Genomic DNA, 13,591 nt, shown 5'->3' with positions numbered 1-13,591 from the left:
GCGGTAGTTGGGTAACCGCCGCCGTTGCATTGAAACTTCGATTAGTGTGCGCCGCGCAAGGCTTCGATACGTTCCTCGATCGGCGGATGGGTGGCAAACAGCGCCAGGAATCCGGACCGGCCGCCATTGATGCCAAGCGATCGGAAATTCGACGGCAGCGGCTCCTGCGATTCCAGTCCACCCAGTCGCGCAAGCGCCTTGACCATCGGTTGCGGACTACCAAGCAGCTTTGCGGATCCGGCATCGGCGCGGAACTCACGATACCGCGAGAACCAGGCGACGATAATCGAGGCCAGGATGCCGAACAGGATTTCGCAAACGAACACGGTGATCATGTAACCAATGCCAGGCCCGCGATCATCGCCGTTGCGGAATATTGTCTTGTCGACAAAATAGCCGACGACACGCGCCAGGAACACCACGAAAGTATTCACCACGCCCTGGATCAAAGTAAGCGTGACCATGTCACCGTTGGCAATGTGAGCAACTTCATGGCCCAGCACGGCCTCGACCTCGTCCTTGGTCATGTTCTGCAACAGGCCTGTCGAAACCGCGACCAGCGCGGAATTCTTGAACGCGCCTGTGGCGAATGCGTTTGGCTCGCCTTCGTACAGGGCAACTTCCGGCATGCCGATTCCGGCCCGGTCAGCGAGCTTCTTTACAGTGTCCACCAGCCAGAGTTCGGTAGATGTGGATGGCGAATCAATGACACGCGCGCCGGTAGACCATTTAGCCATCTGCTTGCTGATGAGCAGGGAGAAAATGGCACCGGTAAAGCCGACCACCAGGGAAAACACCATCAGCGTGCCGAGATTGAGTCCGTTGGCCGTCAAGAAGCGGTTTACGCCCAGCAGCGACAACACAACCGACATGACCAGCATCACGGCCAGGTTGGTTGCAATAAATAGCACGATTCGTTTCATTCAAAGCCTCCTGAGTTGAAAGCGCTACTTAAATGTGACTGAACAGGCAAATTTCAAGCCCATGCCAGAAACCCGGAGGAAATCTCCGTATGGCAAGTAGTGGGGTGACAGCGAAATTAAAGTTGCCAATTGTGCCAGACGGGCACGACGGTCGCCGGCAAGGGAGGAAGTTTGCCCAGATCGACGTTGGACTCTCCTGGCGCATGGAAGTCGGATCCACGCGAAGCCAGCAGGCCGTAATTACGCGCCACTTTCGCAAACTGGTCATATTCGTCGACGGTATGGCTGCCGGTTACAACCTCCACGCCAACGCCGCCGAGTTGCTTGAATTCATTCAGCAAGGCATCCAGCTGAAGATCGGTGAAGCCATAGCGCCCGGGATGGGCGACGATTGCGATACCGCCCGCTCCGCGAATCCAGCTTACGGCTTCTTTCAGGGTTGCCCAGCGATGGGGTACATATCCGGGCTTGCCTTCGGTCAGGTAATTGCGGAACACTCCACCGATGTCATCCTGAATGCCGAGTTCGATGATGTAGCGGGCAAAATGCGTACGCGAAATCAAGTCCGGATTGCCGACGAATTTGAGCGCGCCTTCGAAGGCATCAGGTATGCCGGCGTTGGCGAGCTGCTGCGCCATCTCGCGCGCCCGGCGCTCCCGCCCCGACCGTGTCAGCGCCAAGCCCTTGACCAGGTCCTCATTGGTTTCGTCGATCCGCAGGCCCACGATATGAACCGTCACGCCAGCCCAGGTGATGGAAATCTCCACTCCCGGAATGTGCTTCATGCCAAGCGCCGCTGCGGCTTCACGTGCTTCCGCCAGGCCGCTGACCTCGTCATGGTCGGTCAATGCCCAAACCTGAACACCGTTGGCGCTTGCGCGCGCGGCGACCTCGGCAGGCCTCAACAGGCCGTCGGAGACGGTGGAATGGGAATGCAGATCGGCGTTAAGCATGTGCAATGAAACTCGGGACTTATGAAGAACGAACATTGTACGCTGACTTATGCCCGGGGATGCGACGCCCGCCTTCAGGCCAGAAAGCGCTCGATCACCTCCGCCAGTGCTTCCGGCTGGTCATGATGCAGCATATGTCCGGCATCGCGGATCACCGCGGTCTCAACGTTGGAAATGAAGCCGATACGGCGATCGATCTCGACACGCGCTTTTTCCTTGGGTCCCATCCAGCGCCAGACATCGGTATCATCGGCTTCCACCCAGAGAACGGGTGCGGCAATCTGCTTCCAGCAGGCCATGACTTCCTCGACGTGGTACAGGATCGGGCTGATCAGCTTATGCGCCGGATCACCCAGGATTTCCCATTCGCCGGTGGCATTCTGCGCAGACCAATGCAAGGAAAGGAATTCCGCCCGGTCATCACGCAACCGGGGATTGGTTTTCTGCAACCGTGCGGCCACATCGGAACGTGACGCATAGGTTCGCATGCGCGGCGGCTGGCGCAGTTCGTCGAGCCATTCGGCATAGCGCTTCGGCGCCTGGTCCGGTTGAGTGACAGCTAATCCGAAGCCCTCCAGGTTGACCAGTTTGCTGATCCGGTCCGGACGCACACCTGCGTAGATGGTGACGACATTACCGCCCATGCTGTGGCCGAGAAGATTGACCGGCTGCTCTGGCGAATAATGATCGAGAATTGCATCCAGATCGCCCAGATAATCCGGAAACCAGTAACAGTCCGCATCCGGCTTGTCCGTCATGCCGAAGCCGCGCCAATCCGGTGCGATCACATGCCAGTCGCGCTGCAGGCAGTCGACGACAAACTGGAAGGACGCAGACACATCCATCCAGCCGTGCACCATGAACAGTTTGGGTGCATTGTCCGCCCCCCAATGACGGATGTGGTAATTGAGGCCGCGGACCTTGATGAATTCCGAGCGAGAAGATTTCATTGCTGTTTCCTGAATACCGACTTGGGCAAGGCGGCTTAAAATTGTCAGAGAGTTTGCCGCCACGGCGAAACAATCATTTAATAGAACGATCGTTCGATAATTATACTGGAGACCGCATGACTTCCGCCGCCAATACCCTGTCGGGCGACAATTATCAATCGCTGTACCAGGACTTCCGTTGGCATGTACCGGCCACGTTCAATATCGCCGAGGTGTGCTGTTCGCGCTGGGCCGACGACCCGTCCCGGATCGCGATTCATTACGAGGACGAGTCGGGCCATGCCTCCACGTTGACGTATGCGGCCTTGCATGCGCAGGCCAATCGGCTGGCCAACGTGCTTTCAGGACTGGGCGTTCAACGTGGAGACCGCGTTGCCATCATCCTGCCGCAACGTCCCGAAACCGCCATTGCTCATATCGCCTGCTACCGGCTTGGCGCTGTCGCCATGCCGCTGTCCATTTTGTTCGGGCCGGAAGCGCTTGAATATCGTTTGCAGAACAGCGAGGCCGGGGTCGCGATCGTGGATGGCGCGGGCTACGCGAACCTTGCGTCGGTTAGGGCAACCTGCCCTGCCCTTCGCAAGGTGATTGCCGTTCACGCGGATGCCGGCGAAGCGCTGGACTGGCATGCCGAAATCGCGCGAGCGGATGACCAATTCACGCCGGTAGGTACGGCAGCGAGCGATCCCGCAGTACTGATTTACACCAGCGGCACGACAGGTGCGCCCAAGGGCGCGCTGATTCCCCATTCCGCGATCATCGGCAACCTGACCGGATTCGTCGCGTCGCAAAACTGGTTTCCGCTGCCCGGAGATGTGTTCTGGTCGCCGGCCGACTGGGCCTGGACCGGCGGGCTGATGGACGCCTTGCTGCCCACTTTGTACTTCGGCATGCCGATCGTCGGCTATCGGGGACGCTTCTCGGCGGACACCGCGTTTTATCTCCTGGAAAAATACGGCGTCACCAACACCTTCCTGTTCCCGACCGCGCTCAAGATGATGATGAAAGCCTATCCGTCGCCGCGCGAACGGTATTCCCTCAAATTGAGAGCCATCATGAGCGCGGGCGAGGCGGTGGGTGACGCGGTCTTCAACTGGTGCCGGACGGCGCTGGACGTCGTTCCGAATGAAATGTTTGGCCAGACCGAGATGAACTACATCGTCGGCAACAGCGCACAGAAATGGCCTGCCAAACCCGGCAGCATGGGACGTCCGTATCCGGGACATCGCGTTGCCGTGATTGACGATGACGGCAACCCGGTAGCGCCGGGTGAAGTAGGCGAAGTCGCCCTGCATCGCACCGACATTCACGGCACGCCCGACCCGATCTTCTTTATTGGCTACTGGAAGAACCCGGAAGCGACGCGAAACAAGTTCACCGGCGACTGGTGCCGTACTGGGGATCTGGCCTTGATGGATGAGGACGGATACCTGTGGTACCAGGGACGCGCGGACGACATGTTCAAGGCTGCCGGCTACCGCATCGGCCCGTCGGAAATCGAGAACTGCCTCGTCAAGCATCCTGCGGTGGCAAACGTCGCGGTCGTTCCGAAGCCGGATGCGGAGCGTGGAAACATCGTCAAGGCGTTCGTGGTGCTGACGGCGGATACGCCACGCAATGCGGAGCGTGATACCGCGTTGATCGCGGAATTGCAGGCGCACGTGCGCGGCAAGCTGGCGCCCTATGAGTATCCGAAGGAAATCGAATTTATTGACGAACTACCGATGACGACAACCGGAAAGATTCAGCGGCGGGTGTTACGGCTCATGGAGGAGGACAAAGCAAAGAAATCCGGCTGACGCCGGCAGACGCCCTTGGCGGATGCGGCATGCATGGCAAGCCATACCGCCTATTTTTCCTCCGGCTCGTTTTTCTGCGCCTCCTTGGCGGCGCTCTGCAGTTTCTCGCCCGCCTTCTCCAGCCCTTTTCCGGCCTGCTCGGCGAGTTTGTTCAAATGCTCGCCGGCCTTGACCGCAGCCTTATCGATCTGGGCGCCTGCGGCCTCGGCCGGCCCCTTACTGTCGACGGTCGCGTCGGTTTTCTCGCACCCGGCCATTGCCGCCACGAGAAACGTGAGCGAAAGCAATTTCGCAATGCTTTGGAAAGAATTCGTTGTATTCATTTTTTCTCCCGCGAATGCAAGTCATGATTTCATTGAGAGAGACTGCGTATCGGCGATTTAGTTTCCGTTCAGGCAACGAAAAAGCGTCTTGTTTGCATCAAGTCAGACGGCCAGCGCCGCCAGTTCTGCATCGGTAAAACCGGCAGCGCGGCGTGCGTCGAGATTGAACGGGCCGCGAAGCGGCGGCGCCTTGTGCTGCTGCGCGAGCATCGCATAGGTTGCGACAGGATCTAGACCCCGCTCAAGGCAAAGCCAGTTATACCAGCGGTTGCCGACGGCAACATGGCCGATCTCGTCGCGCAGGATGATGTCGAGAATTTCCGCCGCGCGAGAGTCACCCGCCTGCGCAAGTTTTGCACGCACCGCCGGCGATGCATCCAGGCCCCGCGCTTCCAGAGTTCGAGGGACCAAAGCGATGCGTGCCAGCACGTCGCCCCCCGTTTTCTCGGCCATTTCCCACAAACTTCCATGCCCGGGAAAATCACCGTATTGGAATCCGAGCGACTGCAGATGTGCCGACAGCAATGAGAAATGCAAGGCCTCTTCGTCCGCAACATGGAGCCAGTCCGCATAGTAATCGGGCGGCATGCCGGCAAAGCGCCAGATCGCATCGAGCGCGAGATTGATGGCGTTAAATTCGATATGCGCCAGGGCATGGATCAGGGCGGCGCGCCCTTCCTGGGTGCGCATCGAGCGCTGCTTCACCTCCAGCGGCGGCACAAGAAGCGGCCGGTCCGGTCGGCCGGGAATGTTGATTGTCGCTTTGATGTCCCGATGCGGATCAAGCGCTATCGCACCGGCACTCCACGCGGAGCGCATTGCCGATACCTGCCCGGTTTTTCGCTTTGTATCCCGTTCGCACAGGCACGCCAATGCTGCCGCACGAAGCTCTTTCATGGCGGAAACAGTGTCAATCAATGGCGATGGATTCATGCAGGCAGCGGTAAAATGACGTTTTAAGAGTTCGACATTCTACGATCATCCATGGCCATCTACCAATTGGGCGAACATGCGCCCGACATCGACCCTTCCGCCTATATTGCCGACTCGGCCAACATCATCGGAAAAGCACGTATCGAAGCCAACGCAAGCGTTTGGTATGAAGCAACGATTCGTGGCGACAACGAACTCATCACCATCGGCGAAAACAGCAATGTGCAGGAAGGCAGCGTGCTGCATACCGATCCCGGTTTTCCGCTGACGGTGGGAAAGAATGTCACGATCGGACATCAGGCGATGCTGCATGGGTGCGTGATTGGAGACGGTTCTCTCGTCGGCATTCAGGCAGTAATTCTGAACGGCGCAAAAATCGGCCGCAACTGTCTGGTGGGCGCCGGCGCACTGGTTACCGAAGGCAAAGAATTCCCGGATAACTCGCTGATCATCGGCTCACCCGCAAAAGCGGTGCGCACGCTGGGTGACGAAGACGTGGCGCGGCTTGGAAGAAATGCCGAGAGCTATGTTAAACGTGGCCAGCTATTCAAACAGCAACTCAAGCGGATCGGATAATGGACACGCTGCAAAAATTCATGTTCGACAACGGCGCGGTGCGCGGCGAATTGGTGGACGTTTCGGACACATGGAAACAGGTGCTCGCACGCCAGCAACATCCCACGCCGGTCAATGCCCTGCTCGGCGAAATGCTGGCAGCCGCGGCGCTCCTGTCCGCCAATCTGAAATTCAACGGTGCAATCGTCATGCAGATCCATGGCGATGGGCCGGTACGCCTGCTGGTGGTGGAATGCGACTCGAGCCTGCGGTTGCGTGCCACGGCGAAGCTATCCGCTGAGGCGAATATTGATGCTGACGCCACCCTGAAACAGTTGCTGAACCAGAATGGCCATGGCCGCTTCGTGATCACGCTCGACCCGCAGGACAAATTACCGGGCCAGCAACCTTATCAAGGCATTGTTCCACTGGATGGCGACTCGATTGCAGAGGTCATCGAAAATTACATGCTCCGGTCGGAGCAATTGGATACCAGGCTATGGCTTGCAGCCAATGACAGCGTTTCACATGGATTGCTGCTGCAGAAAATGCCCAAGGAAGGTGGCGTGGACGTTTCCGGCTCGTCTGATATCGAGATCTGGAACCGGACCGTCATGCTGGCATCGACGCTGGGGAAAGAAGAACTGCTGGCCACCGACATCAAGACGCTGATGCATCGCCTGTTCTGGGAAGAAACGATCCGCCTGTTTGAAGCGCAGCATCCTACTTTTCATTGCTCCTGCTCGCGCGAGAAAGTAGGCAATATGCTGAAGATGCTTGGCAAGCCGGAAGTTGATTCGGCCCTGGACGAGCTTGGCAAGCTGGGCATCAACTGCGACTTCTGCGGCCAGCACTATGAATTCGACAGGGTCGATTGTGCGCAGCTTTTCGCCACCGAAACGTCGAGCGATGGTTTGCAGGCGCCGGGAAAATTCAAACATTAGGAGATGCACCGGAATTATGGTGCAGTTGGGGCATGCCGGCGGGTGGATAAAACCGGCCGGATGCAGGATCACTTCTTCACATTGTCCGAAGCGACAGGCGGCGCGCTATTCGGCTCCAGAACCTGGATAAAGAGTTCGCCTTGCTTGATCATGCCGAGTTCGTAGCGGGCGCGCTCTTCTACCGCGCCGGTGCCTTCCCTCAGGTCGCGCACCTCGGAGTTCAGCTTGGCATTGCGCGCTTTCAAATCGTCGTTTTTCTTTTGCGCGGCCACCACTTGATTGTCGAGGTCCCAGACACGCAGCCATCCGCCCTTGCCAAGCCACAGCGGGTACTGGATGAGAAGCAGCAAAGCCGCAAGGCTAAGGGTGATCAGGCGCATCAAATTAGTCATTTTTGCTACCCGCCATTCGGCGGGTAGCAAAACCCTCGTACTTATCTCAAGTTATAAAACGCGCCGCGACCGGGATAGCTGGCGATATCGCCCAGGTCTTCCTCGATGCGCAGCAACTGGTTGTATTTTGCAATACGGTCCGAACGCGACATCGAGCCGGTCTTGATCTGCAATGCATTCATACCTACTGCGATATCGGCAATGGTGGCGTCTTCGGTTTCGCCGGAACGATGCGAAATCACCGCCGTATAGCCGGCCCGTTTGGCCATTTCGATGGCAGCAAAGGTTTCCGTCAGCGTACCAATCTGGTTGATCTTGATCAAGATCGAATTGGCAATGTTCTTCTGAATCCCTTCACGCAGGATACGGGTGTTGGTCACAAACAGGTCGTCGCCCACCAGCTGCACTTTCTTGCCCAACGCCTGTGTCAGGGTCGCCCAGCCTTCCCAGTCGTTTTCCGCCATGCCGTCCTCGATCGAGATGATCGGGTACTTGTCGCACCAGGTCGCCAGCAGGTTGGTGAAGTCGCCCGACGACAGGCTCAGGCCTTCGCCGTCGAGACGGTATTTGCCATCCTTGTAGAACTCCGATGCCGCACAATCCAGGCCCAATGCGATCTGGGTGCCGGGCTCATAGCCGGCCTGCTCGATGGCTTGCAAGATGAGTTTGATTGCCGCTTCGTGATTGTCGACGGATGGCGCGAAACCACCCTCGTCGCCGACCGCCGTCGTCAGGCCCTTGTCGTGCAGGATCTTCTTCAGGGTATGGAACACTTCGGCGCCGTAGCGAATCGCTTCCCGGAAGCTTGGTGCACCGACCGGGATGATCATGAATTCCTGCAGATCGAGATTATTGTCGGCATGAGCGCCGCCGTTGATGACGTTCATCATCGGTACCGGCATCTGCATCGCGCCGGAGCCGCCGAAATAACGGTACAGCGGCAGACCGGATTCTTCGGCAGCGGCCTTGGCTACTGCCATCGACACTGCCAGCGTGGCATTGGCGCCGAGGCGGGCCTTGTTGTCGGTGCCGTCGAGGTCGATCAGCGTGCGGTCGAGGAATGCCTGTTCATTGGCGTCCAGGCCCATGATGGCCTCGGAGATTTCCGTGTTGATGTTTTCGCAGGCTTTCAGGACGCCCTTGCCGAGGTAACGGCTCTTGTCGCCGTCGCGCAGCTCGATGGCTTCGCGTGAACCGGTGGATGCGCCCGATGGCACGGCGGCACGCCCCATCACGCCGGATTCAAGCAGAACGTCGCATTCGACGGTCGGATTGCCGCGCGAGTCGATCACCTCGCGGCCAATGATATCTACGATGGCACTCATTCAAAACTCCCTAGTCAAAAGAATTCGGTCGTGCAGGCCTTGATGCCTGCTTCAGTGCATGGCTGGAACGCCCGCGGCATGCCGGTCTTGGAATCGAAAGCTCAGGAAAAATCGGCTTCAAGGAAGCCGGCTTCCTTCACGGACCGGTCGAGTTTAACCAGCGTCGCCAGCAGTTCCTTGATACGGAGCAATGGCACCGCATTCGGGCCGTCCGATTTCGCCTCGGCCGGATTTGGGTGGGTCTCCATGAAGAGACCGGCAATGCCGACCGCTACCGCGGCGCGCGCCAGTACCGGCACGAATTCCCGCTGTCCGCCCGACGACGTCCCCTGCCCGCCTGGCAACTGTACGGAATGCGTGGCATCAAACACCACCGGGCATCCGGTGTCGCGCATGATGGCGAGCGATCGCATATCGGAAACGAGATTGTTGTAGCCGAACGAAACGCCGCGTTCGCAGGCCATGAAATTATCTTCCGGCAGACCCGCTTCCCGGGCCGCATCCCGTGCCTTGTCGATCACGTTTTTCATGTCGTGCGGCGCCAGGAACTGGCCTTTCTTGATATTGACCGGCTTGCCGGACTGGGCGCAGGCGCGGATGAAATCGGTCTGACGGCACAGGAAGGCAGGCGTCTGCAATACGTCGACGACTGCAGCAACCGGTTTGACTTCATCGATTTCGTGAATGTCGGTCAGCACCGGCACGCCGATCTCGCGCTTCACCGCGGCAAGTATCTCCAGGCCCTTATCCATGCCCAGCCCGCGAAACGATGTACCGGAGGAACGGTTTGCCTTGTCGAACGAAGATTTATAAATGAAGGGAATACCGAGTTCGGAAGTGATTTCCTTCAGACGGCCGGCGGTGTCCAGCGCCATCTGCTGGGATTCGATCACGCACGGACCGGCGATGAGAAAAAACGGCTTGTCGAGGCCGACGTCGAAACCGCAAAGCTTCATGCTGCCTTCCTTTCGGACGATGCCTGCTTGCGGGCGAGCGCCGCCTTGATGAATGAGATGAACAACGGATGTCCGTCGCGCGGCGTCGATTTGAACTCAGGGTGATATTGCACGCCGACATACCACGGATGCGCATTCTCGCCGGTACGCGGCAATTCCATGATTTCACACAATTCCTCGGTCGGCGTCCGGGCCGACACAATCAAGCCAGCCTCTTCCACGCGGCTGAGGTAATGGTTGTTGGCTTCGTAGCGATGGCGATGGCGTTCCGTGACGACCGGACCATAGATTTCCGCAGCGAGCGTACCCGGCTTGACGGCGCAGGTCTGCGCGCCGAGCCGCATCGTGCCGCCGAGGTCGGAATCCGCATCACGCCTTTCCACCTTGCCGTCATGGTTTTGCCATTCGGTAATCAGGGCAACCACCGGCTGTTCGGTATCCGGATCAAATTCGGTAGAATTCGACTTGGTCAATCCGGCCTTGTGACGCGCGAACTCGATCAGCGCAACCTGCATGCCGAGGCAGATGCCGAGGTATGGCACCTTGTTCTCACGTGCATATCTCGCGGCCGCGATCTTGCCTTCCACGCCACGCTTGCCGAAGCCGCCCGGTACCAGGATGGCATCGTACTTCGCCAGGCCGCCGGTGCCGTTGGCTTCGATCTCTTCCGAGTCGATGTACTCGATGTTGACCCGGCTCTCGGTATGGATGCCGGCATGCCGCAACGCTTCAGTCAGCGATTTATACGACTCCGTGAGGTCGACATATTTACCGACCATACCGATGGTGACGTGCTGCTTCGGATTTTCGAGAGCGTGGACCAGCCGGGTCCAGACTGACAGGTCGGCCGGCTTAGGCGACAGGCCGAGCTTCTCGCATACGATCGCGTCCAGACCCTGATCGTGCAGCATCTGCGGAATCTTGTAGATCGTGTCCGCGTCCCAGACGGAGATTACGGCATCTTCCTGCACGTTCGAGAACAGGGAAATCTTTGCCCGCTCGTCATCGGGAATCGGACGGTCGGCGCGGCACAGCAGCGCATCAGGAGAAATACCGATTTCACGCAACTTCTGTACGCTATGCTGCGTCGGCTTGGTCTTGAGTTCGCCGGCCGAAGCAATGAACGGCACCAGCGTCAGATGCACGAACGCCGCCGCATTGCGGCCTGCGCGCAGGCTGAGCTGACGGGCCGCTTCGAGGAACGGCAGCGATTCGATATCGCCTACGGTGCCGCCGATTTCGACCATTGCAACATCGAAACCTTCGGAGCCGCGGTAAATGTAGTCCTGGATCTCATTGGTGATGTGCGGAATCACCTGCACCGTCTTGCCGAGATACTCGCCGCGACGTTCCTTGCGGATCACCGATTCATAGATCTGGCCGGTAGTGAAATTATTTACCTTCCTCATCTTCGCGGTAATGAACCGCTCGTAGTGGCCGAGGTCGAGGTCGGTTTCCGCACCGTCATCGGTGACGAATACCTCGCCATGCTGGAAAGGGCTCATGGTGCCCGGGTCCACATTGATGTATGGATCGAGTTTGAGGAGGGTGACTTTGAGGCCGCGCGATTCGAGGATCGCGGCCAGAGACGCGGCGGCAATTCCCTTACCGAGGGAAGACACGACGCCGCCTGTGACGAATACAAACTTGGTCATTGCTGAATGTGCCGGACGGCACGTGCGGGAAATTCAAATTATAACGCAAACCGTTTGCGGGATTCCCGGCTTTAGCGTCCGTCTTGCCCTTCGCATGGTAGTTTTACGCGGTCAAGGAGTGTAGGAAAATTGCAGCCGAACAAAGTTCTGCGAACCGGCGGAATCAGACAACTCCCTGATTTCATTGCCTCTTCTCACAATGGACAATAGCAGGCCGTAGGAATTTTCCATCCAGGCGATGCCGGCTTCGATTTCGCCTACCGCGCGTTTCGGCTTTACCGTATGCGGGTCGCCGCTGGAAAAATAGCCGCCTTGCAAAGTGGCGTTATGGGCAACTGCCCTTCCGTCCAGCCGGAGAAAACCGTGCAGCGTGGCGGCGCCCGGCAACGCCGACAACCGGCCTGCCCGTACCAGAAGACCAGCGCCGGCATCCGTATGGATATTGCCGAAGCGGCCATGAAAACTCGGTGTGATATCCAGCATCGGCGAGAACGCCCATCGCACCGGCGCGATCTCGCCGTAAAAAATGACGCCGAACTCGTTCCGCACCTGGCGGCTCCATCCCTGAGGCAGGGGCTGGTTCAACAGACGGTGCAGGTTTTTCTGTGTCCATTCGCCGCCGGCACAAGGACCAAGGCAGCCAACGTCGATCCCCGCCTGCACATGACTGCCATTGGCACGGTGGGTTTCCTTGAAAACGCCGCCGAACAGCCACGCCGCGTAAGGATGGTCCGGCGCACGCACCCGGGCCGGAGGCAGGTTGATGTCGGAAGCAGTATAGAGCTGCTGCCCGATCCGCCAGCCGAAACTGGTGACCGAAGATGGCCCGGCTATGGTCGCGCGCTGCGAATACCGCAATCCGCTGGAGTAAAACCCGTCGTCCCGGTTCAGCAACAGGCTGTCATTATCGATATGCAGCGCATGACTGGTCCTGCCCTCCTTGACATGACGCTGGAAATCGGCAGCGAAATCACTCACGACGTTGGCGGCCTGCAGCGGAGCGCATAAGGCTGCAAGGAGGACAAGGACGCCGACGGCGTGCGGAGATGGAGGAGTTGTCATGATCAGTGCCGTGAAGGAAGCATGGATTGAATCATTTGGTGCACCGCCTGTGCCGCCGGTGCGGGGGACTCCATCGGGAAAAGATGGCCGCCCGGAATCTGCGTGAAATGCCTGCCGACCAGCCGACGGGTGGCCGTCAGGCCGGCCTGACGGCATTCGACCGAGTTCGCGCCGCCGACGAAGCCTACCGGCACGGGGAAGGGCCGACGCACGATCCGGCCGAGATGATGAGGCAGGCTGCGGTATACCGCCGTCTCGGTTTCGCGGGTAAAACGCAGCGTAACGCCTTCCGGATGCGGCGCCAGTCCGTGTTCGATGTAGTCACGCAGGACTTCCGGAGGCCATACGGCGAACATTTTCTTGGCCGCATAATGCTGATAGGCGCTTTCGGCATCGGGCCACAGGTTGCGGCGCTTGACCGAAAATTGCGCCGGCGAGAAACGGTCGTCGATGCCGATATGTTTCGCGATGCGCAGCATTCCGGCACGCCACCCCGCCACGACCGGCGCATCCAGCAGGACCACGCAGCTTGCCGCATCCGGCCGCGCTCTGGCTGCCATCAGGCTCAGCATTCCTCCCATGGAATGTCCGACCAGAATGACCGGTTGATCATAACGGGCCTTCAGTTCGTCCAGCAGTTCGCGCTTCAGGGCGGACCAGCCGTTGCGCACTGGATAGTTCGGGTTATGGGCATGCATGTCGAGCGCTTGCACGTCGTAGTGGCGGTTGAGATGTTTAAAGAACTGGCGATATGTACCGGCGGGGTAGCTGTTCGCGTGTACGAAGTGGAGAATCGGTAGTGTCATCGGTGGCACCGGCCT

The 13,591-nt window shown here is 58.8% G+C and carries 14 protein-coding genes; 3 read left to right on the top strand and 11 right to left on the bottom strand.

Features of this window, described 5'->3' with window-relative positions; genetic code table 11:
* Nucleotides 1-41 precede the first annotated feature (41 nt).
* The 3 genes from htpX to VGU61_RS21010 form a co-directional block, all read right to left on the bottom strand.
* Complete coding sequence (gene htpX, locus VGU61_RS21020) at nucleotides 42-923, bottom strand: protease HtpX (protein ID WP_326861262.1); 882 nt, start codon at nucleotides 921-923, stop codon at nucleotides 42-44.
* A gap of 116 nt (nucleotides 924-1,039) precedes the next feature.
* A complete protein-coding gene (locus tag VGU61_RS21015) occupies nucleotides 1,040-1,876 on the bottom strand; it encodes a 3',5'-nucleoside bisphosphate phosphatase (RefSeq protein WP_326861261.1) in 837 nt (278 codons plus the stop codon).
* Between the two features lie 74 nt (nucleotides 1,877-1,950).
* Nucleotides 1,951-2,826, bottom strand: a complete 876-nt coding sequence (locus tag VGU61_RS21010; protein WP_326861260.1) for an alpha/beta hydrolase — start codon at nucleotides 2,824-2,826, stop codon at nucleotides 1,951-1,953.
* A gap of 116 nt (nucleotides 2,827-2,942) precedes the next feature.
* On the opposite strand from VGU61_RS21010, the gene VGU61_RS21005 reads away from it, so the two are divergent.
* The gene (locus VGU61_RS21005; protein WP_326861259.1) at nucleotides 2,943-4,625 is read left to right on the top strand and encodes an acyl-CoA synthetase; all 1,683 of its coding nucleotides are present in this window, start codon (nucleotides 2,943-2,945) and stop codon (nucleotides 4,623-4,625) included.
* 50 nt (nucleotides 4,626-4,675) lie between these two features.
* On the opposite strand, the gene VGU61_RS21000 is transcribed toward VGU61_RS21005, so the two are convergent.
* Both VGU61_RS21000 and VGU61_RS20995 read right to left on the bottom strand, forming a co-directional pair.
* The gene (locus VGU61_RS21000) at nucleotides 4,676-4,948 is read right to left on the bottom strand and encodes a hypothetical protein (RefSeq protein ID WP_326861257.1); all 273 of its coding nucleotides are present in this window, start codon (nucleotides 4,946-4,948) and stop codon (nucleotides 4,676-4,678) included.
* A 102-nt stretch (nucleotides 4,949-5,050) separates the two neighbouring features.
* Complete coding sequence (locus VGU61_RS20995; protein WP_326861256.1) at nucleotides 5,051-5,845, bottom strand: ferritin-like domain-containing protein; 795 nt, start codon at nucleotides 5,843-5,845, stop codon at nucleotides 5,051-5,053.
* An 87-nt stretch (nucleotides 5,846-5,932) separates the two neighbouring features.
* Between VGU61_RS20995 and VGU61_RS20990 the strand changes: the two genes are divergently transcribed.
* Both VGU61_RS20990 and hslO read left to right on the top strand, forming a co-directional pair.
* Complete coding sequence (locus tag VGU61_RS20990) at nucleotides 5,933-6,457, top strand: gamma carbonic anhydrase family protein (protein ID WP_326861255.1); 525 nt, start codon at nucleotides 5,933-5,935, stop codon at nucleotides 6,455-6,457.
* Complete coding sequence (gene hslO, locus VGU61_RS20985; protein ID WP_326861254.1) at nucleotides 6,457-7,380, top strand: Hsp33 family molecular chaperone HslO; 924 nt, start codon at nucleotides 6,457-6,459, stop codon at nucleotides 7,378-7,380. Before VGU61_RS20990 ends, hslO begins: the two co-directional genes overlap by 1 nt.
* A 68-nt stretch (nucleotides 7,381-7,448) precedes the next feature.
* Here the strand turns inward: hslO and ftsB are convergent, their stop codons facing one another.
* From ftsB to VGU61_RS20955, 6 genes are all read right to left on the bottom strand, one after another.
* Nucleotides 7,449-7,760: a cell division protein FtsB gene (ftsB, locus tag VGU61_RS20980; RefSeq protein ID WP_326861337.1), complete on the bottom strand. Its 312-nt coding sequence runs from the start codon at nucleotides 7,758-7,760 to the stop codon at nucleotides 7,449-7,451.
* Nucleotides 7,761-7,813: 53 nt separating this feature from the next.
* The gene (gene eno / locus VGU61_RS20975) at nucleotides 7,814-9,097 is read right to left on the bottom strand and encodes a phosphopyruvate hydratase (RefSeq protein WP_326861253.1); all 1,284 of its coding nucleotides are present in this window, start codon (nucleotides 9,095-9,097) and stop codon (nucleotides 7,814-7,816) included.
* A 101-nt stretch (nucleotides 9,098-9,198) separates the two neighbouring features.
* Complete coding sequence (gene kdsA, locus VGU61_RS20970; protein ID WP_326861252.1) at nucleotides 9,199-10,053, bottom strand: 3-deoxy-8-phosphooctulonate synthase; 855 nt, start codon at nucleotides 10,051-10,053, stop codon at nucleotides 9,199-9,201.
* Nucleotides 10,050-11,708 carry a CTP synthase gene (locus VGU61_RS20965; RefSeq protein ID WP_326861250.1) on the bottom strand — a complete coding sequence of 553 codons (1,659 nt, stop codon included), beginning with the start codon at nucleotides 11,706-11,708 and terminating at the stop codon, nucleotides 10,050-10,052. Before VGU61_RS20965 ends, kdsA begins: the two co-directional genes overlap by 4 nt.
* 111 nt (nucleotides 11,709-11,819) lie before the next feature.
* Complete coding sequence (locus VGU61_RS20960) at nucleotides 11,820-12,770, bottom strand: lipid A deacylase LpxR family protein (protein WP_326861249.1); 951 nt, start codon at nucleotides 12,768-12,770, stop codon at nucleotides 11,820-11,822.
* 2 nt (nucleotides 12,771-12,772) lie between these two features.
* A complete protein-coding gene (locus VGU61_RS20955; RefSeq protein ID WP_326861248.1) occupies nucleotides 12,773-13,576 on the bottom strand; it encodes an alpha/beta hydrolase in 804 nt (267 codons plus the stop codon).
* Nucleotides 13,577-13,591 lie beyond the last annotated feature (15 nt).

Source organism: Noviherbaspirillum sp. (genome assembly GCF_035944575.1).
In the GTDB taxonomy this organism is placed as follows: Bacteria; Pseudomonadota; Gammaproteobacteria; order Burkholderiales; family Burkholderiaceae_D; genus Noviherbaspirillum.
This window is presented reverse-complemented; position numbering and strand designations above follow the sequence as displayed.